The sequence below is a fragment of the Capsulimonas corticalis genome (assembly GCF_003574315.2).
Lineage (GTDB): Bacteria > Armatimonadota > Armatimonadia > Armatimonadales > Capsulimonadaceae > Capsulimonas > Capsulimonas corticalis.
The window spans coordinates 5426201-5446538 of sequence record NZ_AP025739.1 but is presented as its reverse complement, the minus strand read 5'-3'; the positions used below and the strand labels follow the sequence as shown (position 1 = coordinate 5446538).

The 20338-nt window shown below is 57.4% G+C and carries 19 protein-coding genes and 1 pseudogene; 4 read left to right on the top strand and 16 right to left on the bottom strand.

Features of this window, described 5'->3' with window-relative positions:
- Positions 1-3: 3 nt before the first annotated feature.
- The 5 genes from D5261_RS23330 to D5261_RS23310 form a co-directional block, all read right to left on the bottom strand.
- Positions 4-1863: a type IV secretory system conjugative DNA transfer family protein gene (locus D5261_RS23330; RefSeq protein ID WP_119324608.1), complete on the bottom strand. Its 1860-nt coding sequence runs from the start codon at positions 1861-1863 to the stop codon at positions 4-6.
- Positions 1856-2512 carry a hypothetical protein gene (locus D5261_RS23325; protein ID WP_119324609.1) on the bottom strand — a complete coding sequence of 219 codons (657 nt, stop codon included), beginning with the start codon at positions 2510-2512 and terminating at the stop codon, positions 1856-1858. Before D5261_RS23325 ends, D5261_RS23330 begins: the two co-directional genes overlap by 8 nt.
- 32 nt (positions 2513-2544) lie before the next feature.
- On the bottom strand, positions 2545-3324 hold the full coding sequence (locus D5261_RS23320; RefSeq protein WP_119324610.1) for a hypothetical protein: 780 nt from the start codon (positions 3322-3324) through the stop codon (positions 2545-2547).
- A 39-nt stretch (positions 3325-3363) separates the two neighbouring features.
- On the bottom strand, positions 3364-4536 hold the full coding sequence (locus tag D5261_RS23315; protein ID WP_301002170.1) for a hypothetical protein: 1173 nt from the start codon (positions 4534-4536) through the stop codon (positions 3364-3366).
- Between the two features lie 297 nt (positions 4537-4833).
- A complete protein-coding gene (locus D5261_RS23310) occupies positions 4834-4995 on the bottom strand; it encodes a hypothetical protein (protein ID WP_165864610.1) in 162 nt (53 codons plus the stop codon).
- Between the two features lie 292 nt (positions 4996-5287).
- On the opposite strand from D5261_RS23310, the gene D5261_RS23305 reads away from it, so the two are divergent.
- Together D5261_RS23305 and D5261_RS33540 are read left to right on the top strand one after the other, a co-directional pair.
- Positions 5288-5506, top strand: coding sequence for a helix-turn-helix domain-containing protein (locus D5261_RS23305; RefSeq protein WP_119324613.1), 219 nt, complete (start codon positions 5288-5290; stop codon positions 5504-5506).
- Positions 5493-6422: pseudogene (locus D5261_RS33540) on the top strand (recombinase family protein); the annotation flags it as partial. The gene D5261_RS23305 and the pseudogene D5261_RS33540, both read left to right, overlap by 14 nt.
- Before the next feature lie 482 nt (positions 6423-6904).
- Here D5261_RS33540 and D5261_RS33535 read toward each other — a convergent pair.
- The 8 genes from D5261_RS33535 to D5261_RS23260 form a co-directional block, all read right to left on the bottom strand.
- Positions 6905-7924, bottom strand: a complete 1020-nt coding sequence (locus tag D5261_RS33535; protein WP_354673134.1) for a DNA-processing protein DprA — start codon at positions 7922-7924, stop codon at positions 6905-6907.
- Positions 7925-7934: 10 nt separating this feature from the next.
- Positions 7935-9743, bottom strand: coding sequence for an outer membrane protein assembly factor BamB family protein (locus D5261_RS23290; RefSeq protein WP_165864612.1), 1809 nt, complete (start codon positions 9741-9743; stop codon positions 7935-7937).
- 104 nt (positions 9744-9847) lie between these two features.
- Positions 9848-10696, bottom strand: a complete 849-nt coding sequence (locus tag D5261_RS23285; RefSeq protein WP_119324616.1) for a rhomboid family intramembrane serine protease — start codon at positions 10694-10696, stop codon at positions 9848-9850.
- Between the two features lie 103 nt (positions 10697-10799).
- Entirely contained in the window at positions 10800-12884 is a 2085-nt protein-coding gene (locus D5261_RS23280) for an alpha amylase family protein (protein ID WP_165864613.1), read from the bottom strand.
- A gap of 150 nt (positions 12885-13034) precedes the next feature.
- On the bottom strand, positions 13035-14330 hold the full coding sequence (cysN, locus tag D5261_RS23275) for a sulfate adenylyltransferase subunit CysN (RefSeq protein ID WP_119324618.1): 1296 nt from the start codon (positions 14328-14330) through the stop codon (positions 13035-13037).
- A gap of 22 nt (positions 14331-14352) precedes the next feature.
- On the bottom strand, positions 14353-15258 hold the full coding sequence (gene cysD / locus D5261_RS23270) for a sulfate adenylyltransferase subunit CysD (protein WP_119324635.1): 906 nt from the start codon (positions 15256-15258) through the stop codon (positions 14353-14355).
- Between the two features lie 225 nt (positions 15259-15483).
- Positions 15484-16461 carry a thioredoxin fold domain-containing protein gene (locus tag D5261_RS23265; RefSeq protein WP_119324619.1) on the bottom strand — a complete coding sequence of 326 codons (978 nt, stop codon included), beginning with the start codon at positions 16459-16461 and terminating at the stop codon, positions 15484-15486.
- Positions 16462-16504: 43 nt separating this feature from the next.
- The gene (locus D5261_RS23260; RefSeq protein ID WP_119324620.1) at positions 16505-17185 is read right to left on the bottom strand and encodes a DUF1287 domain-containing protein; all 681 of its coding nucleotides are present in this window, start codon (positions 17183-17185) and stop codon (positions 16505-16507) included.
- 67 nt (positions 17186-17252) lie between these two features.
- Here D5261_RS23260 and D5261_RS23255 point away from each other — a divergent pair, with 67 nt between their 5' ends.
- The gene (locus tag D5261_RS23255) at positions 17253-17819 is read left to right on the top strand and encodes an endonuclease dU (protein WP_119324621.1); all 567 of its coding nucleotides are present in this window, start codon (positions 17253-17255) and stop codon (positions 17817-17819) included.
- A gap of 79 nt (positions 17820-17898) precedes the next feature.
- Complete coding sequence (locus tag D5261_RS23250; protein ID WP_119324622.1) at positions 17899-18480, top strand: DJ-1/PfpI family protein; 582 nt, start codon at positions 17899-17901, stop codon at positions 18478-18480.
- A 27-nt stretch (positions 18481-18507) separates the two neighbouring features.
- Here D5261_RS23250 and D5261_RS23245 read toward each other — a convergent pair whose 3' ends face one another.
- The 3 genes from D5261_RS23245 to D5261_RS23235 all read right to left on the bottom strand — a co-directional run bounded on the left by D5261_RS23245 (position 18508) and on the right by D5261_RS23235 (position 20338).
- On the bottom strand, positions 18508-19023 hold the full coding sequence (locus D5261_RS23245; RefSeq protein ID WP_119324623.1) for a GNAT family N-acetyltransferase: 516 nt from the start codon (positions 19021-19023) through the stop codon (positions 18508-18510).
- 106 nt (positions 19024-19129) lie between these two features.
- The gene (locus D5261_RS23240) at positions 19130-19417 is read right to left on the bottom strand and encodes a hypothetical protein (protein ID WP_218025762.1); all 288 of its coding nucleotides are present in this window, start codon (positions 19415-19417) and stop codon (positions 19130-19132) included.
- A gap of 54 nt (positions 19418-19471) precedes the next feature.
- The gene (locus D5261_RS23235; protein WP_125206326.1) at positions 19472-20338 is read right to left on the bottom strand and encodes a hypothetical protein; all 867 of its coding nucleotides are present in this window, start codon (positions 20336-20338) and stop codon (positions 19472-19474) included.

Below are 20338 nucleotides of genomic sequence, written 5' to 3'. Positions count from 1 at the left end.
GTTTTAGTCAGCATCCTCCGTCGTCTGTTCGAGCGACAAGGGCGGGAAGAGCGGTTTGGGTCTTGGCCCACCGTAAAGGGGATTGCCACTCGCTAACGCCGCTAAAAACGCATTGTCAAAATACATGTGCTTATTCACAAAACCCGCGCGCTCGCGGGGGCATCGTAGATAGATTCGATCAGAAGCCATTGTGAGAATATCGTCGATGCGAATACGCTTATCCCATTGCCATGAACGCGTTGTGGATTCTGTAAAGCTTGTGCCATGACTGGTGCCTGTGGTGCGGCTTGATGAACCGCCTGAATTCCATGATGATGTTGTCCCTTGCGGCCCTCTGGATATCCCGCCTGATCCTGAACTACCATGTGTAACGCTCGAATTTTCGCTAGAATTGACACCATGCGCTTCACTGGTTGATATGCGTCCTTCCCGATATTCGCCAGCCAATTCCGAAAAATATTTTGCGGTATCCAAGCTATTGCAACTCAGCAGCTGCACGAAGGAATTATCCAGCATTGAACTCCAATCATCTGGGTACGTCTGCTGCAAGTCCTGCAAGCTCTGCCAGAAGGTCCACATGCGAATGCCATAACTACGCAGCAGGCGATAAGCCTGTGGAATACTGCTGAGAGCACCAAGCTGCCTTGCTTCGTCAACGAGCCATAAAGTATTAGCCGCTGTCGCGCCTCTTTCTTTACGATTTCCAGCTTCCATAAGAAAAGTCGCCATAATCAGACGCAGCCATCGATTATTGCTATCAAGGCGTTTAGATGGCAGGACAAGATAAACGGTGATTTTGCCCTCAAATAATTCGGCCAAATCAAATGTCGAATGGCTTGTACTCTCTTTAATCGCCCCTCGGCTAAAAATGCTCATATCATTTTGCGCTTGTGACCAGACACCGCTCCGCGTTTTTTCTGTCATGCCCTGGTGCGCTGTGGCGCAGAGCCGGATGGCGTCTTGCGGCGCTTGCGCCATTTCTTCTAATAGCCATATCAGATGCGCGGCATCGACACACAACAATTCATGGACCTTAGCCAAATGGCGCTGGCCGTCAAAAAGGGGGCTGGCGCATACGAACATGATCAAGGCTGTCAATAGCGTTTTTGCTTGATCGATAAAAAACTGTCCGTCCCCGCCGTCCTTGTGCGGCGTCACAATGATTTCAACAAGGTCACACACATCATTGTCAAAATGTTTGGCTTCGGAATTAAGCGCATCGAGCGGATTAAAGCTGGCGCGCGGCACTTGATAAGCATCCGGCGCAAATTCTGTCACGTCGAACGGATCTAAGCGATACACCTTCTGGAATTTCTTGCGCCGCGCGTTGCCGGTAACGGCGCAAACTTCTCCTTTAGGATCGACCACAAACAGGCCACCGTCAAAATACATCGCATTTGCAGCGATAATGCCTGTAAATTTCCCTGAACCCGTCGCGCCGAACGTAAGGCCCATTTCGTCACCCCGAAACCATATGGGGAGTTCAATCTGATGATTCCGGTCATGGTAGAGATCATGCAAATGGTCCGGCACAGGCACGCGAAGACCTTCCAGGGGATGCCCGCGCACAGTGCCAAGCAAAAGCGTATTCGGTTCATGCATCCAGCGCCGGTGTTTTGCTTCTTCAATAGCATCAAGCATGTTCTGTTGCTCCTGAAAGTGTCGTTGACGTTTTTTTTCTGCGGCGGCGGCATCCTCTAGCTGACGGGCGCGCGCTTCGTTTTGCGCCGCGATGAGTGCTTGCTGGCGTTCAGCCGCAATGCGGCGTTGCTGTGAGAGATAATTCTGATGCTCCGCTTTAATCTTATAATACGGGCTGTCCGGGCTTTCGCGTAGGGCTTTGAGAAACTCGTTTTCAGGCATGATTGTCCTCCGGACCGGTAAGGAGGTTTTGCATATCGTCTTCTACACTAGCGCCATAACTTACTGGGGGACGATCGAAAGGCGGAATCTCAACGACAATTTCCCTTCCATTGCGCCAAGCAACATGAGCGTTTGGGCGCGGCAAAGCATCGGCAAAATCCGGCGGCCAAGCATTGGCCTGGGGTTCTGTAAAAACCACTGTCTGTTTCTTGCCAGATTTGCCAAAGTGTTTCATGTGTTTGACCACACGGCGTCCGCCTGTGCGCCGAACCGCTATCCAAAGCCAAATGCAGATACAGATGGATGCAACCGCAAGCCAGAGACCAATGCGTACCGCGACAGCAATCAGGCCGTTTGCTAGCGGATTGATAAATGGTCTGAGGAAAATAATAAAAAACGAATCTTTTTGTTCTTGAGAGAGCCAGAAAGCTATCATGCTCCACAGGATCAATATTACGACGCTAATTATCGTCATGCGTCGAAAAAGTTGGAAGGCCGCTAGAGGCGGCGGCGCGATGATCTCCATCTCGGTCGTCAAGCTCATTCCTGCTTTCACGGAATGTGCATCACGCCAATAGACGGCAAGGCGGTAAATTAAACCCCAGAGCGCCAAAGTAGCTATCAAGCCAACGATAAGGATAAGTAGCATAGCAGTTCTCCATATGCGATGCGAAGCGCTATTTACAGCTGCTGACCTTGCTGACCAACTCTCATGTTCTCGCCTAGCATAACATCCATCTGCTGGCGTTTATCGATAGGAACGATAATGTCATCGCTCTGCTCACCAAAAGTTATGCCTGGCGTTTGATCGTTCGTTTGCGTTTGCAATGTGCCTTGAATGGCCCCCGACGCATAGAGATGTTGGATCAACGCATGGTCATGGTCGTAAATGGCGTAACTTCCGGCGGTCTGTTCCGGCCCAATGCGATTTGCAGCAACACCTGCTAGGACTTGATTAAGCACATCCGGTGATATGATATCCATATCACCAATAATAGCCGCGACGGAACGCTTCGGCACACTCATTGCATAACAATCTTCAAGGTTGGCAATGTTCTTCATAATGCCGGATTGAGAGATTGCATAAGGAGAATCAGATCTGCTGATATGAAACGGATTTGGCGCAACAAATTGCGTGGTGGGATCGGATAACACATGCGCATCTGATTTTGAAATATAGAAGACCACAGCGATCCCCGCCTGGGGCACATGCATCACAGAATAGTTCGTGCCAATGAGCGCTTGATCGATTGCTGATCGATGAGGATCGTATAACCGGTTGGGATCTACCCATTTGCTAAGATATATATCAATAGGACGGCGCACCGCTGGCGACATAATACAAATGCCAACAACGCCGAGCGCGATCAATAATGTAATTCCAGCCAGGCCGAGCTTCGTCTTCGCGTCCGTTTTCTCCTGGCGGCTCGCGGTTTGTTTATCAAGCTGTAAATTCGCCACGGTTAAACCCTCCAAATTCTATTTACGATTTAGTACGATTTATTGACGAACATCGGATCGGCTGCGGTTCTGCCAAAGCTGCCAAATAGCATGGGTATAGGTTTCAAACGGTCCTGTCTGTCGCTGTGACCAGGTAAAGCCTGGAAGACGCGACGGGGTTGTGGCATTGAGATAGGGGAAATAGAAAAGTTGGCCGTCTTCGTTCTGAGGATCAACAGCATAGATACGGCCAGGAAGAAAGCCGTCAAAAACCGACACATCAATCAAGAGCTGATTAATGGTATCGCTTGCTGGAGGCGCTGGCGCTTTGGATATCAGACTACTCAACCGATGTAACGTTAGAATGACTTCTTGCTTTTGCGTGACCGTATCGCTGCCGGTGATCGCCGCAAAATGCGAAAGCCACTGACTGGCAGGATCAAGGAGGAGAAACTTGATCGTGAGGCCATCACCTAGCCGGTCTAAGAGGATATCGTAAATAATGGGGATCGTTACATTCAGACTAATCCCGCATAAAACGATCTCTCTCTTGGCTTGGCTGATCGCTTTTCGTAAATCTGGGATTGCTTCATACAGACTGTCATAATAGGGAACATGCGGCGCGGCTTGATGCTCGGCAGAAGATCCTAATTGCTGAATCTCTTGGCGTAAGTCTTTAAAGCGAGCGGTATAATCCGTCCGCGCTCCGCCATCTTGCGAGATAATCCATTCGCAGTTCATGCCATCAAGAAAATAGCCACGCCGCAAGGCATCCGCTTCGAGAAGCTTTGCCTGCCGATCATTCAGATCATTGCTGCGACCATAGCCAGCCGCCAACAATCCGTTAAATTGCATAACGTCTGTGGTAAACGCGCCGTCTTTCAGTTGCGCACCATTCGGCTGCGTCAGCAAATAATCTTGCCATGGCACGCCAAGTCGCTCTGTGAAGATCCCCCTTAGATTTGAAATTTGCTTTTGATAAGCCTCATCTTCTAACCGGTCCCGGCCACTAACACGATGTGCACCCCAGCAGGCAGCCACAATTTCATTGCGCGCGCAAAAGCGATTCTGGTATGCCAGGAAAGCGAGAATTCGCGCCGCCATTGTATCCGCGATCGTTTCAGTGCGACCGTCGGATAAGCAAATTTGAAATTTCCCAAACAGCAAGAATGTGATCATTAGTAAATGTCTCTGATCGAAAAGACCTTGAAAGTGACTGACGCCGGTATTCACCAAGCTTCATGAAGATTCCTTGTACTTCAATTGTCTTTCACCCACAAAATAAATATAATTTTTTTAGTTAGAGGAAACGCTTTTACAGCTTGGTTGTTTCCTCGATTTATTGTGTAGGTGAGATTTATTAAGGCCAAGCAAGCAACGCAACTGCGATTTACGCTATCAAAGGGCTGTGATGGATAAGGACATTAGCTCATGCCTCAAAATGTACAAGAAACTTTGCCAAACGCATTATTTCGGATAGACAGGGTTAGCCTTGCGTCGCCGCCGCTGAATGCCGCCATTCATAGCCCGTCACTTGCTGTATTTGCCCGTCTCGTCCGGCAGGCCGCCGACCTTCATCGACGGCATGAGCGGGATCAAAATAAGGCTATTACCCTGGCGGCAGAGAGCAGCGCCGAAGCCGCGTCGATTTAGGACCAAGCCATGGATAGGCTTACCTGTCTCCGCGCTCATGAATATTTTTACTGTCGGCGCTTCCTTCTCTGCAACGGTCAATTTCTCCGACATTGATCTATGAGAAGATTTTACAAACGCGCTAAAGTTCAATGATGCGTAATGGCGTTTTTACAAGAAATCTACATCGCAGAAACCGTGTCTGAATAGCACTTTCCGTCGCATTATTCAGGTTTGCAGCCTGCGCTGCAAACTTAGATAGTCAAGTCGTGCAATCATGGAGCGATTTGACAGCGAAAAAACATTGAGAATAAAGCAGGAAAAGCATCCATAAGCATCGAAACATAGCTCCATGGACAAACCGGATATGACGGCGGCAGAAGTGGCCGCCGAGCTTGGCCTTGCGGTAAACACAGTACGGCGAATGCTCAACGCCGGTGATATGCCGGGATATATGGCAAATAAGAAATCATGGCGCGTCACGCGCCAACAACTTGACCAATTCAAGGCGTCCGGTGGGGTGCGGCGTCAGGGCAGGCCGCGCAAGGAAAGAATCAATGACAATCAATAAAACGCGTGGCGCGGTGCTTTATACGCGCGTGAGTTCAGATGGACAGGAAGCGCACGGCACGTCACCGGAGACCCAGCTTGATGCCTGCCGATTGAAGGCGTTAGATTTAGGACTGCCCATCGTAGCTGAATATTACGATGGTGGCATATCCGGCGCATGGCTGACGCAGCGCCATGGCATGATGCAAGCCATTGCCGATATTCAAGCGGGGCGCGCTGACACGCTGATCTGCGCCAATATGAGCCGCTACAGCCGGGATACCGAACATCAGCAGGTGATTAAAAAAGCCGTACAGGCGGCAGGTGGGCGGATCATTTTCTGCGATATGAATTTTGACGATACCCCCGAAGGAGATTTCGCGTTTGGCATGATGGGGCAGTTCGCGGAATACGAGCGCAAGGTTATCCGCAAGCGGACCTACAGCGGCTTTGTAAAGCGCGCAGAGCATGGCATCCAGTCAGCACGGCGGACATCACCTTTTGGTTATCGCATCGTTACCAAGGCCGATGTGCTGCGCGGCCATTATACACATGATCAATTGGGCAAGTATCAGATCATCGAAAGCCAAGCGCAAATCGTCCGTGATCTGTTTGCGAAATATGTGGCCGGCACGCACTCGCTCAACGAATTAGCAAAAGAATTGAATAGTGCCGGCGCGCCGACGCCCGGCGGCGGCAAGTGCTGGCGCTCAACCAATATCAGATTTATGTTTTTAAACCCGGTTTACAAAGGCTGTGCAGTGTTTGGCAGATTTGACCATGACACCGATGAAAGCAGGCTTGGACAGGTCCATCAGCGCACCGGAAAGCCGCTCACATCGGCGCACCGCATGCGCCCGGCAGCGGAAGACACCTGGATTACCTTTGACTGCCCGGCCCTGGTCTCTGAAGACGTATGGGACTATTGCGCGCAACAGATGCAGGAAAACAAAAAGCTGAAAAGCGGAAACCCGAACCGCGTTCATATGCTGACGGCGCGGGTGTTTTGCCGCGAATGCGGCGCGGGCATGTATCACATGTCGCCCACCCGGCAAAAAAGCAAGAAGCCAGGAAGCACTGACGTGTTTGAATATCCGGCGCGCTATCAGTGTGGCGTTTACCGCACTTCGGTTGTTAATTTAGGCAAAGGGAATGCCGCATGCGCCCCCACAGGATATTATGTGCAGGATATTGAAGAGCGAGTCATTAGCGCGCTGGAGGATGCCTGCCTGCGTCCGGCCATGGTTGCGGCGCTGGTCGCGGAATATAACCAGATGAGCCCCGCAACTTTAGACGGCGACGCGATACGCCGTCAGTTGACGGCGCTTGATCGCGCTTTGAAGGAGATCGGACAAGAAGAAGCCGCCGCTGTTCAGGCGCAGATTGCAGGCATTCGGGCAGGCGCATCGCCGGATGTCTATCAGGCTGTCTTTGCAGAAATAGCTGCGCGGCGGCAAGACCTGGAGAAACAGCGGGGTGTTCTAGCCAAGAGCGTAAATGTGCATCCAAGTCGCGGCAGAGCCATGTCTCCAAAGCCTGTCGCCATCACAGACATACTTGCCGACGTGCGCATCGCGCTGACGTCGCCGCATGTCCCAGGCGCGACCAAGCGCGATATCACCGGCTCCGTTATTGAAAAGGTCTTGCCATTCAAAGAGGGCAAGAATAACGGGGCCGAGATCTTCTTTAAGCCGGGCTTGTTTGCCGACGAAACTTTCGCAGATACTGTTGGCACGCCGAGCGCCGTACCCGAAATGAGTCTATTTCTTGCGGGAAATCGCCAGGGCTCGGGGCGCGTGCCGAGCGGGAATTCGGAGACGACGGCGCCGCCGGAGGTGACGATGTTGTCAAAGAGGGTGCGGTTTTCGGACGGGTAGTTGATGTCGGCGCCACAGCCCAAATAGGCGATGGTGCGGCCTTTGGCGTCCAGCGCGCCGAGGTGCGCCTGGGTGTCTACGCCTCGCGCGCCGCCGGAGACGACGGTGAGGCCGCGGTCGGCAAGCTCGGCGGCGAAGCGTCGGGCGAGCGAGAGGCCGTAGGAGCTGGCGCGGCGGGAGCCAACGATGGCGACGCTGAATTTGTCTTCGCTGACGAAGGAGCCTCGGACGATCAGGACGGGCGGGGCGTCCGGCAAGGGCTTCAGGTTTGCGGGGTAGTCGGGATCGGTGAAGGGAACGGCTCGTCCGCCGGATCGCTCCAGAAAGACGATTTCTTTGGAGAAATCTTGATCGCGAATCTTGCGAAGGCGTTCGAGCTGCTTGGACGTAAGATCCGGGAGCGCCTGACGCCACGCGGACTCTGACTGGGAGAAGGCGATCTCAGGAGAGCCGTCAAAGAACTCTAGGAGAGCGTGAACGCGCTTGGGAGCAAACTCAAGCGCGTTCAGTCGGAGCCAGGCAATCTGCTGAGCGCTGCCGGCGGTCGGATCTGCGATGGTCATCGGTTCGGCTCTACAGAGGCGGAGGAGGCGGTCCGCCGCCAGCGGGCGGGTTCGGCGTAGGAGTGGGGGTGGGCTTCGGCTTTGGAGTGGGCGCAACGCCGCCTCCTCCATTCGTCACGCCGCCGCCGCCCGGCGTGGCTCGCCCGCCGTTGTTATTGCCGCCGCCGCCAGGCGTCTGGCCTGTAGCGCCGCCCGGCTGCGCCGCTCCGCCGTTCTGCTGGCCGCGATTCTGGCGCGCGTTCGGCGTAGTGGTCGGCGGGACGTAACCCTTGGTGTCTTCCGGGTTGAGTTTGTTATCGACGGTGAAGCTCCAGGTCGTGGTGGCCTTGTTTCCGCGCCAATCTGAAGCCGTGAGGATGACCTGGTGCGGGCCGTCGGCAAGGTGCGGCACCCGATCTTCCGGATCGTCGACATGGGTGATCACGTGGGCGCCATTGAAGCTGGGATCGTATTCGACCGGCGGCACTTTCGAGCCATCCACGGACAGCGAGACGCTGGCCGGGTTGACGCCGGATCCTTCGTCGATGATCAGCGCGCTATAAGGAACACGCACGCCGCCGACAGTTGTCGTGGGCGCCGGAGTGAACTTCGAGAACAGCGGCGGAGCGTGGTCCGTGGCGTCGGCGCGGAACGCCGACAGGCTGCCGTCGTCGCTCAGGACATACAGTGCGCCGTTCACCAGGATCGGCGATGAGGCGATGTCGGTAAACTCCAGCTTTGGCTGCTTGTCCGTGCCGGCGGCCTGGACGACATAGTTCCAAAGGATCTTGCCGCTGCTGGCCGAAAGCGCGTAAACAATGCCATGCTGTGTCGGGACAAAGAGGGTGTCGCCGGCCAGCAGCGGAGCGGCGCTGGTGGGATACCCAATATCCGTCGACCATTGGATCTTGCCGCGATCCGACAGGGAGATGATGTTGTTGTCTTGTGTGCCGAAGAAGATCGAGCTATGCGAATAGGTCAGCGGCGTGGTGACCGGCGATCCCAGCTTCGTTTGCCAGCGCGTGGCGCCCGTACGGCCGGTCAGGCAGAAGAAGTACTCATCCGCCGCGACAAAAATCTCGTTGCCGCTGTAGATCGGCGGAGAATGCGTGGGGTCCGTCGGCAATTTGACCGACCAGGCGTTGCGGCCCGTGAGCGGGTTGAACGCGTACAGACTGTTGTCCGAGGATGCGAAAACGACGACCGAGGGGGATGTCATCATCGGCGGCGCCGAGACGGAACCGTTCGTCGTGGCCGACCACGCCACTTCTCCCGTTTTGATATCGAGAGCGTAGCAGACGCCGTCTTCACTGCCGAAGAGGACCAGGCCGCCCTGAACGATCGGCTGCGAACGGATGCCGTAGGGCGCTTTGAAGACCCATACCTGCTTGCCGTTCTTGATGTCGATCTTGTAGAAGTTGTAATCGTCGCCGCCGACATATAAGAAGCCATCGTCAATCGCGGGCGTGTTTTTGAACGGCTTGGCGTCTTTGTCGGACGACGGCGCGAACTTCCATACCTGAGATCCATCGGACTCCCGCACCGCGTACACGGCGGGACCGCATGCGAAGTAGAGAATCCCGTCCTGCGCGACCGGCGAGGAGGGAGTATCCGGGGAAGCGGACGACGTAAACTTCCAGAACAGCGACAGCGGCGTCGTCAGCGTCTTCTGAGTAAATCCAGTGCGTTCCGGATTATTTCGGTAAAGCGTCACGGAATCCAGGGTGGCCGCGCCCGAGTTTGCGGAAGCATCTGTTGCGGCGGTGGCTGGATAAGGGTGGAGCATGACCGTCAGGACTGCGGCGCAAGCCGTCCATGTGCCTGCGTGGCGCTTGTTCATCAAAACTCTCCTTCGAATGGCATGGTGATTTATTTCAGGCGGATGATCTTTAACTTTGAGTTCCCAAAAACGAAATACCTTCATTAAACTCGCGGGGTTCTCTCTTACCGTCGTCGCTTGGGGTCGTCGTCGAGCCAGTCGTTCTTGTCAGTGAAACCGGAATTTTTCAGAAGCTGCTCCAGCCGTTTTTTCTCTTGATAGTCACGCCAGCGGCCGGCGATATCGAGAGGACTGCGCGGCGCCGAACCATCGAGCGAAACCTTGCGCGCCGTGTTTTGCTTCGGGTTCAAATGGAGGATCTTGGGATCCCGCCCGCGCACCGTGTAGCCGCGCCCGCCGTACGTATTGAAGTACGTCATGTACAGATACGTCACGAGGATACCGCCGCAGGCGAAGAGACCAAGAAACTTCCCGTAAGTAATCCAGGTGAAGAGCGCGACGATATAGATCAAATAGCGTGCGCGCACCGGCACGAAGTACAGCATGAGCGTCTGCTCGGGATTGAGCGCGCAGAAGGCGACGATCAAGCCCGTCAGCGGCAGATTAAATCCATCGAGAGGATAATTGCCCATATGCAGCACATGGGCGCCGAGCGACATAAAGAGAGCGAACACTGCGGAGAGCGCGAAAAACATCCGCGCGAAACGCGGGCTGCCCCAGCTTCGCTCCAGGCTGCCGCCGCTGAGCCAAAGGAAAAATCCGCCGATCAGCAGATTCAAAAATCCCGTCGCGACCAGCGGATACGTGAAAAGCGTCCACGGACGATGGAGGAACAGATCCGTATCGAACGCCAGGAAGTTCTGAATAAAACCGGCGGCGGGAAGGCCGCCTAAAAAGAGAGCAAAAAACGTGACGACATTGGCGATCAGCAGCGCGTTAGTGACGGGAATGCCGCCGCGTCGTATCAAATCGCGGAATTGGTCCATCGGGTTGGGCGGAGAGCCGTAACGCATATGATTACATCTTCACAAACTGCAAGGGACGTCGTTGAAAACCTTGGCGCAACTGCGCTTGATACTGGTAATAATACCCGGAACGGCCGTCTTTCCGGATAGTTTATAAGCCCGTTCCCGACGCGCCGCCGAATACGATGACGGGAGGATCGGGCAGGCCGGACGTTTTGTGCGCCTCGTGCTGCGCGCGCACCGAATCCAGCAGGCCAGGCGACGTGTGCGGCGGCAGCGCCGGCAGCGCGAACGCCTGCTTGAACACCGGCCAAAACTGATCGATGTTGTGCGAGAGATCGAAGACCATGATCCCCTGCGTCGTGGCGGCCGCCGCCTGGAGCGCGCCTCGGAGGGCGTCGGGGCGGCCGTTGAACATCTCCAGCGAAAGCCCCGCGTACACCCACGTCCGGTCGTTCGCCGCGCGGTTGCTGAACTGCCCGGCGGCCTCCACGGTATAGCTCGACGTTTGGCCGATATCGCCGGCGTCGCGCATGGGGCCAACGCGGTAGTAACATCCGGTCGTCATCCAGTCCACAAGACCGGCCATGCCCGTCTTTTGAAAGCTTGGAGTGAGAAATCGGTACCCAGCGCTGAAATCGTCCGCGGCCCAGTTCGCGCCCATCTTTGGGTAGTCGCTGTAGGTTGAGCCGACGTAAATGCTGATCGTCGTGTTTTTATTGAGCGACTTAACGCGGGCGCCGGCCGTCGCGAGAAAGTTTCGGATCGTCGCGGCGCGCCAGAGCAGCCAGGTCTCCATCAATGGACCCGGGACAACACGGCGCGACAGCAGATCGTCCGACGCGTACTTGAATACGTCGTCCGGCCATTTCACGGAATGCCCGACATAGGTCTCGAAGGCCGCCCGCGTCGTATCGCCAAAGTCCGCGTTCAGGCCCGCGTACCGGAGCCGGTCGTCGAAGACGACGCCATCCACTCCATATCCTACGACTTCGCCGACCATGTTGAGCAGGCGTGTCTGGACCGTGGGATCGTTCGGGTTCACCATCAGCGGGCCTGTATGCGCCGCGCCTTTGCCGATCGGGTGGAAGTCCGGCAGCGATGTCACCGTCATCGTTACGCCCAGCCGCGCGAAGGCGTTGAGAAAGTTCGACGCGCCGGCGATCCCCACAAGCGCCATTTCGCCTTTCGCGAGCCGGGCCGGCATAGGCCCGAGCTTGCTGGTCGGCGCTGGAATGACCGCCGGGGGAGCGGCTGGCGCCGTAGGCGGCAATGCGGGCGCGGCGGCGTCTGGAACCGGGGCTATGGGTGGCGCGGGAGCGGCCGGGGCGGGAGCCACTGGCGCCGCCGGAACTACTGGAACAGGAACGGGAATTGGAAGCGCGGGAGCGCCGGTGGTCGGCACGGTCATCATCTGGCCGTTACCCACCGCCGTCACCTGCCCCTGAGCGTTCAGCACGGCCACGGTCAGGCTGGCGTTGCCCCGGCTGTCCAAATCTTTCTTGAGCTTTGTTAAATCCTGATAGATCGTCACGCGGTCGCCGTTTTCGTTCAAAACGTTCGGCGTGTCGCCGGCGAGGATCGTATTGACGGTCGATCCGGCCGGCGCGACGCGGGTGACGGTCTCATAAATCGTCGTCTGCCACTGCGGATTGGCGTAACCGGGCGACTGCGGCAGCGGCGCGTCCAGCTGCCCCTCGGCGAATGCGTTCATACTGGCGATCACTTGCAAACCAAGCGGGTGGGCGGCGCGCAGCACCTCAGCCAGGGGGTCGAACCCATCCGGGAAACGTTTGCCGCCGCGCCCAGTCAGCAAAGGGGCGTAGGCGCTTTTGTACAGCGTCAGACCCGAGATCGGCTTGACATCGAGCACGACCATATTGAAGCCTGCGTTTTTGATCTGCGCCATCAGCGCTTTGATTTTGTCCGCGCTGTTGATGCGATCGGTATTGGCGAGGCCATCGATCCAGAGAATGCGGGCCTGCAAGCCATGCGTGCGCGCCTCGGTCTGCGCGATGCCGAAGCTGTCGTTGGCGTCATCCAGGTAGACCGGGGGCAAAGACTTGATTGGCGAGGAAGGCGTCGCCAGCACCGGCGGCGGGACAACCAGCGGGGTGGGAGCGCCGGCAGCCGGATCGACGACAGGCGACGGCGGCAGCGCCGGATCCTGGGCGTGAGCGGCGGCCGCGCCGCCGAGCAGCGCAGCCGTCAGAATGAGACGATGGAGATGTCGCAAAAGGTAATCCTGAAACAAGGGAGACTGAAAGGTTGTTCGCGAAACGCGGCCGATTTTCCTACCGGAATCGGCAAAACTCATCCATCTGAACGCCAAAACGCCCCGCAGCGATCGGCGGGGCGTTCAGTATCGCGCGAATTTTCGTGGATGTCAGACGATCATGCCGGCGCCGACCGTGGTGTTGGTGGCTTCGTCGATCAGAATGACGCTGCCGGTGATGCGGTTGCGGCTGTACTTGTCGAACACCAGCGGCTGGGTCGTTCGCAGCGTGACGCGCGCGATGTCGTTCATGTTGACATCGTTGTCATCGGTGATCCGCTCCATGTTGCTGATATTGAGCTTGTACTGGATGTCCTTCACGATGCAGCGCGCTTCGCGGCTCGTGTGCTTGATCGTGTACTTGCCGTTTAGCGCCAGCTTCTTCTCGTTCAGCCAGCAGACCATGATTTCCAGGTCCTGAGAGACTTCGGGCGTGACATCGCAGGAGCCGACGATCATATCGCCTCGGCTGATGTCGATCTCGTCCTCCAGAGTCAGCGTCACGGACATCGGCGCGAACGCCTCCGGGAGCGACTCGGAATAACTGTCGACGGATTTGACGCGCGAGGTAAAGCCCGACGGCAGCACCGTCACGGCGTCGCCTGGTTTGAACACGCCTCCGGCAATGCGCCCGGCGTACCCGCGATAGTCGTGGTGCTCGGTGGATTGGGGCCGGATGACGTACTGGACGGGGAAACGCCCATCGGTGTGGTTGTGATCGCTGCTGATATGCGTGGTTTCCAGGACCGAGAGGAGCGTCGGCCCCTGATACCAATCCATATTCGTCGAGCGGTCCACAACGTTATCGCCGTTCAGCGCGCTGATCGGCAGGAAGTGCAGATCCGTCACTTCCAGGTGCGACGCGAACGCCTCAAAGTCCTTGCGAATCCCTTCGAAGACTTCCTGCTTGTACTCGACGAGGTCCATCTTGTTGACGCAGACCACGACATGCGGGATACGCAGCAGGGACGCGATGATCGTATGCCGGCAGGTCTGCTCGATGACGCCTTTGCGGGCGTCGATCAAGATGATCGCGAGGTTTGCGGTGGACGCGCCCGTGACCATGTTGCGGGTGTACTGGATATGTCCGGGGGTATCCGCGATGATAAACTTGCGCTTGGGCGTGGCGAAATATCGGTAGGCGACATCGATCGTGATGCCCTGCTCGCGCTCTGCCCGCAGACCGTCCGTGAGAAGGGCGAGATTGACGTACTCCTCGCCGCGCTTCTCACTGGACTCTTTGATGGCGTCGTACTGATCGTCGAAGATCGACTTGCTGTCGTACAGCAGGCGGCCGATGAGGGTGCTCTTGCCGTCGTCGACGCTTCCCGCCGTGGTAAAGCGCAGCAGCTCCATATCAAGGTAGCCGGCGCTGGTGAATTCTGGCTCTACGAATACTTCAGTCATGTTTTAAAATCTTTGCAAACTCTTAGAAATAACCCTGTTTTTTGCGGTCTTCCATGGCCGCCTCAGACCGCTTGTCATCGGCGCGCGTGCCGCGCTCGGTGACGCGGGAGGCGGCGACTTCCTGGATGATCTCCTCCATGGAGTTCGCCGGGGAAAGCACCGCGCCGGTGCAGGTCATATCGCCGATCGTGCGGAATCGGACCTGATACTCCACCGGAACTTCGTCGGGACGCTTGTTCAGCGCTTCGGAGGCGTAGAGGAGCTGGCCGTCGCGAGCGATCATCTGGCGCTGGTGCGTGAAGTAGAGGCTGGGAAGCTCGATCTTTTCCTGATAGAGATACTGCCAGACATCCATCTCCGTCCAGTTGCTGATCGGGAAGACGCGGAAGTGCTCGCCGATCTGCTTTTTGCCGTTGAAGAGGTTCCAGAGCTCGGGACGCTGGTTTTTCGGGTCCCACTGGCCGAATTCATCACGATGCGAGAAGAACCGCTCCTTCGCGCGCGCCTTTTCCTCATCGCGCCGCGCGCCGCCCAGCGCCGCGTCGATTTTCAGTTCTTCAAGCGCGTCGAGCAGCGTGACGGTTTGCAGGGCGTTGCGGCTGGCGTTAAAGCCCTTTTCCTCGACCACGCGGCCGGAATCGATGGAATCCTGCACATACTTCACGATCAGCTTCGCGCCGAGCTGGTCCACCCAGGCGTCCCGATACTCCAGCGTTTCGGGAAAGTTGTGTCCGGTGTCGATGTGCAGCAAAGGGAAGGGGATTTTGGCGGGGGCGAAGGCCTTGCGCGCCAGATGGCTGAGCACGATCGAGTCCTTGCCGCCAGAAAACAGCAGCGCGGGCCGCTCGAACTGGGCCGCGACTTCGCGGATGACGAAGATCGACTCCGCTTCCAATTCTTTGAGATGAGTCAAACTGTACGAGTTTATCACTGAGGTTGCTGGTCCTTACCGCGCGCCGACGGCGCGACTTCTCCACTTCTTCTATAACACCCGCAGTGGCGAAATCGTTACCGGGCGTGGACCGAACGGAGGCGGCGGGCAGCGGCGACTTCGCCTCGGGCGCAGCGGGCGCCGAGTACTTGGGCTTTATTATACCTGACTTCGCCGGGAAGTCGATTTCCAGCGGGAACGCCTCCAGCGCAATCCACACGCCTAACGCGTGGCCGGAGCGCCGATCCCATCCAATAACGACTGCGCCTCGGATTTGATCTTGGCGGGCGCGCCCGCGCTTTCCGTGAGCGCTTTCAAATGCGCCTTCGCCGGGGTCAAGGAGCCCAGCGCCATCTCGGTCCTCGCCGATTGCAGCTGCGCATACGCGATGTCTTGGTCGGACTTCGCGGTTTTCAGCGCCAGCTGAAACCAGCCCCACGCCGCGTCCGTCTTCTTGCCTCGCAGCGCGGCGTCGCCCAATTTGCTATAGAACGCGGCGGGAACCGTCCCGCCGCCATGCGCGACTTTGACGGCGACCCGCCCGGCTCCCGCCGCATCGCCGCGATCCAGATACTTCTGCGCCAGCGTCATGGTCGGCGCGGCTTCAATGGGATCGCCCTGGTAGGTGGGAACGAACTTCGTCGTCTCGCGAATACGAGACATGTGAATAACGGACGCATTGTGCGATGTTGTGGTTTTCGGAACGTCGGTGTCCGATGCAACGCCGTTGGATGGGGTGTCATTGGCCGCGCCGTCACTTGGCGCTGCGCTGCCGGAAGCGTCGCCGCCGTGCAAGACTTCGTTCAGCCAACCAACAAACTCTTTCGGCTTCATATATCCCGCGCATCGGTCCACGACGTTTCCGGAACTGTCCAATATCAGGATGGTGGGGTAACCGTTCACCTGGTACCGCTCCGCCAATTCCTTGCCGGCTTTCTCCGCATTGAGTCGAACGGGGACAAACTGGGCGACTGTACTGATAACTGCGGGTTTCGGGTAAACGTCTGCGTCCAGTTTCTTGCACCAGCCGCACCAATCCGTATAAAAATCCACCAGGATCATTTTATTCGTTCGCGACGACTGCGCGACGGCGCTGCTCCAATCCGGCTGCCATTCAATTCCGGCGGCGCGCGTTTGCCCCGCACAGATCGCGATCAGGGACAGCAGCACGAACGTTCGCGTCAATATTCGGGAAATCATGGGGCCTCTTCGGAAATGTTTAATGGTGCGGGCAAGCAATCAATTATACCGAATGTGGAGCCCTAGCGGCGTCTGATTGGCGCCAGCGATAATGACTGATTGGGTGAAGGCGATAAAGCCAGTCCATTTCCGAGACGATCTGACCGGGCCAATGGTGCGTGACGGTAGGCGCTCCGCTGGCGCCCAGATGATTTGCAATGACGCCGACATGGTGCGCCTGACCGTCGCCGAAGGTGTCCCAGAACACGATGTCGCCCGGCTCCCAGTCGGCATTCGGCCCGGACGCCGGCAGCGTCCGCGCATGCCGCCGGAAGAAGATTGTCAGATTGCGGCAGCGCCGATGGTCGATGTTCGGATCGGGGCGAGCAATATGATAAGCTTCTGGAGCGGCGGCGATATCCGCCGCCACCGCCGTCTGTAGATCCACGCCTGCCGCCCGGTAAGAGCGGATCACAACATCGGTGCACACCCCGATCTTCGGCGGCGGTTCGCCGCCGGAGAAGTAGCCGTCTTGATAGATGATGCCGGATGCGCACTGCCGATTGAGGTCCGACAGAACCGATTTCTGAAACGGGGTGAGTTTGTCCGCCGACTCCGCCAAAGGCGCGCGGGACGCCGGCGAATACGCCTGGAAATACTTGTGATAACCGCCCCATGCGCCGCCGGCGACGGCGGCAATGCACACCGCGGCGACCAGTCCAACGGTTCGCTTCTTGTTCGACATTACGAGTCCTCAACGGAAAAGAGGCAGCCGATATTCAGCGCCTATACCAAGGTACTATACAGGCATTATGTCGTCTTCGTTCTCATATGTGGTCGGGTTTGACGATTTCCCCTTTGTGCGCGCGACGCGCGGGGATGTGCCGATTGTCGGCGCGGTTTACTCAGGATCGCGCCTGGAGGGCGTGCTGGGCGGACGCGTGCGGCGCGACGGCGCGAATTCGACTCAGCGAATCGCGCAGCTTGTGTCCGGCTCGAAGTATGGAAGCTCCATTCAATTGATCTTTCTGCAAGGGATCGCGCTGGGCGGGTTCAATGTCGTGGATATTCATGGGCTGTATGAGACGCTGGGCGTTCCCGTGCTGGTGGTGGCGCGCCGTCTGCCGCGCATGGATTCCGTAAAGGCGGCGCTGCTGACGCGCGTTCCGGGCGGAGCGCGCAAGTGGCGGCTGATCGAACGGGCGGGGGAGATGGAGCCCGCCGCCGGCGTATGGGTGCAGCGCGCCGGGATCTCTTTGGAAGACGCGACGGCCGCCGTTACTCGTTTCGCGATCCATGGCGTCATTCCGGAGCCGCTGCGGACGGCGCATCTGATCGCGGGCGGTGTGGCGACCGGGCAAAGCCGGGGACGAACCTGAAGGGGAGAAGGAACGTCGGCGATCTTCGGAGAACAGCGCTTTGGCCTTGTCCAAGTCGATGAATCAAAGGAGAAATCACATGAGCGTCAAGAAGATCTTAATGCTGGTGGGCGACTATGTTGAGGATTACGAGGTGATGGTTCCGTTCCAGGCGCTGCTGATGGTCGGGCATCGCGTGGATGCGGTGTGCCCGAAGAAAAAGTCCGGTGAATTTGTCCGAACCGCGATCCATGACTTCGAAGGCGATCAGACGTATAGCGAAAAGCGCGGACATAACTTTGTGCTGAACGCGACTTTTGACGAGATCCAGGCGGGGGATTACGACGCGCTAGTGATTCCCGGCGGCCGCGCCCCGGAGTATTTGCGACTGAACCCGCGCGTGCTGGAAATCATCCGGAGCTTCGCCGAAGCCAAAAAGCCGATCGCCGCGCTATGCCACGGTCCGCAGCTTTTGGCGACGGCCGGTGTGCTGCGCGGTGTGTCCTGTTCGGCCTATCCGGCGGTCGGGCCGGAAGTGACCGCCGCCGGCGGAGAGTTTGTCGATATCGCCGTGGATCAGGCCCACACGGACCGCAATTTCGTTTCGGGACCGGCCTGGCCGGCGCATCCAGCGTGGCTTCGTCAGTTCCTGGAAGTTCTGGGAACGAAAATCGAGCCTTGAGGTAAGCGATCGACTTGCGCCGACGATTCAATCCGCCGTCTCGGCGGTGTAGAGACATGTCGGAATCATGCGGTTTCGCGTGTTGAGAAATTCGCCGGCGTACTGCATTCCGATCTTTTCGGCGATGCGGCGCGAGGCGCCGTGCGTCGTCGGCATATTGGCGCAAATTCGTTTGAGGAGGAGGCTGCGCAGTCCAAAGTCCAGCTGCGCGGCCGCCGCTTCCGACGCATATCCCCGATTCCAAAAGGCGTGGTGAACGATATAGCCCAGATCGTTCTCCAGCGCTCCGTTGATTTCCAGCGGAACGATGCCGCAATCTCCCACGATCACGCCGGTCTGCTTCTGGACCATCGCCATGCGCCCATGCCCGTCATCGGCGCAGCGGACAATGTTGCGCTCCATCCAGCCTTGGGTGGCTTCGCGTGAAAAGGGCGCCGGCCAGAACTGCATGGTCTTTGCGTCGGAGAGGATATGGTGGAGTTCGTCGAAGTCTTCAGCGCGGAACGGGCGGAGGAGCAGGCGGTCCGTTTCCATGGTCAGCATTCGAGCAGGTCCTTCATTGTGTATGCCAAGAACTGTGAGGATGCTCGCCGTGCTTCACTCGCCGGACGCTTGAGCTGACGGTATTGTACCTTTTCCACCCCATCTCTCAACCGCGTGGCTTGCGTTTCGTGAAATACACCACCACGGACCATAGCCCCGCGAAGCGAAAACTGGGATCAATATACTTCTCGATCACATAAAAGCAGAAGTAGTAGAGGCGGCAGAAGGACCAGATTCCAATCGCCAGCAGAAACGCGTTCTGCAGCGTTGGAATTTGGGCGAAGATCGCCGCCGTCGTGGCGACGCCGGCAATCAAAAAGAGGACGGCCTTGAGATACATCCAGCCGGGATGCTTGAGGTCGCCCGACAATCCACTCATCCATTTCGACGGCATTGGTGTGTTACTCCCAAATAGGAAACGGACAAGTGTGCATGAAGTTTCGTATGCTTACGATTTTTTCGGCGTCAGCGCAGCGCTGTTGGAAGGAAGACTGTGAAATGTTTTGACAATGGCGTCGAGGTCGGAAAGACTGTCGTGGGCGCCGTTATCTACGAACGAAACAAGTGAATATGCTCCATTTGGCGTTTGCAGAATGGTACTGCGAAATTGGTGTTCTCTGAAAAGATTCCCTGTTCGCATGTCCTGCTGATATCCCGGATAACCTTTCACGCTGATGGGCTTCAAGTTTCCAGTAAACTCACCGTTCATGTGGCGTGTTTCCTTGAGCATCGTTTTGTTCGTGAGCGCCAATAAGCCGGCGGCGTTCGTTTGCGTTTCGGTCGTTTTTACCATTGCGATTCCACTGAGATGGTCCGCGTTGGAATATTCAATCACGTCTGCCCGCCTGGTTTTCCAGCGTATCCAGTCGGCGGGGACGTTGATGGCGTAATGTCCGTCGACTGTCGTAATCGTCTGAATGGGGCCGGCAAGAATCGGCTTGGATTGCGCCGGTTTCTTGAATTCTGAGAGTATGCCAAAAACCAGCATGAACACCGCCCCCGCCACCACACAGGCGAGAACCATGGTGTTGCTGGAGGAGCCGCCGCTGGTGCGGACGACGGGCGGTGCAGGCGCGTATGGAACGTACGCCGGCTGCGGGCTGGGCGCGGAAGGCGCGAGCGCTGCCGCCGGCGTTGCGGGAGTGGGGATGGGCGCGGGCGCGCCGCCCAGCAGAACGTGCTCCGCGGCGGGCATCCAGCGGCTGGCCGCAACATCGTAAATCGGAGTTGCGGGCTGGATGCTTCCCTTGCGAGCGCACGCCAGCAGGGTCTCGCCGTCGAACGGCGCGCTTTCCGCGCCATTCTCATCACGCAT

Excerpts from the sequence above, each read along its gene's own strand:
- D5261_RS23305 (WP_119324613.1), top strand. The coding sequence starts at position 5,288 with ATGGACAAACCGGATATGACGGCGGCAGAAGTGGCCGCCGAGCTTGGC.
- D5261_RS23325 (WP_119324609.1), bottom strand. The coding sequence starts at position 2,512 with ATGCTACTTATCCTTATCGTTGGCTTGATAGCTACTTTGGCGCTCTGG.
- D5261_RS23310 (WP_165864610.1), bottom strand. The coding sequence starts at position 4,995 with ATGAGCGCGGAGACAGGTAAGCCTATCCATGGCTTGGTCCTAAATCGA.
- D5261_RS23235 (WP_125206326.1), bottom strand. The coding sequence starts at position 20,338 with ATGCGTGATGAGAATGGCGCGGAAAGCGCGCCGTTCGACGGCGAGACC.
- D5261_RS33535 (WP_354673134.1), bottom strand. The coding sequence starts at position 7,924 with ATGACCATCGCAGATCCGACCGCCGGCAGCGCTCAGCAGATTGCCTGG.
- D5261_RS23290 (WP_165864612.1), bottom strand. The coding sequence starts at position 9,743 with ATGAACAAGCGCCACGCAGGCACATGGACGGCTTGCGCCGCAGTCCTG.
- D5261_RS23260 (WP_119324620.1), bottom strand. The coding sequence starts at position 17,185 with ATGTCGAACAAGAAGCGAACCGTTGGACTGGTCGCCGCGGTGTGCATT.
- D5261_RS23255 (WP_119324621.1), top strand. The coding sequence starts at position 17,253 with ATGTCGTCTTCGTTCTCATATGTGGTCGGGTTTGACGATTTCCCCTTT.
- D5261_RS23285 (WP_119324616.1), bottom strand. The coding sequence starts at position 10,696 with ATGCGTTACGGCTCTCCGCCCAACCCGATGGACCAATTCCGCGATTTG.
- cysN (WP_119324618.1), bottom strand. The coding sequence starts at position 14,330 with ATGACTGAAGTATTCGTAGAGCCAGAATTCACCAGCGCCGGCTACCTT.
- D5261_RS23250 (WP_119324622.1), top strand. The coding sequence starts at position 17,899 with ATGAGCGTCAAGAAGATCTTAATGCTGGTGGGCGACTATGTTGAGGAT.
- D5261_RS23265 (WP_119324619.1), bottom strand. The coding sequence starts at position 16,461 with ATGATTTCCCGAATATTGACGCGAACGTTCGTGCTGCTGTCCCTGATC.
- D5261_RS23240 (WP_218025762.1), bottom strand. The coding sequence starts at position 19,417 with ATGCCGTCGAAATGGATGAGTGGATTGTCGGGCGACCTCAAGCATCCC.
- D5261_RS23245 (WP_119324623.1), bottom strand. The coding sequence starts at position 19,023 with ATGCTGACCATGGAAACGGACCGCCTGCTCCTCCGCCCGTTCCGCGCT.
- D5261_RS23330 (WP_119324608.1), bottom strand. The coding sequence starts at position 1,863 with ATGCCTGAAAACGAGTTTCTCAAAGCCCTACGCGAAAGCCCGGACAGC.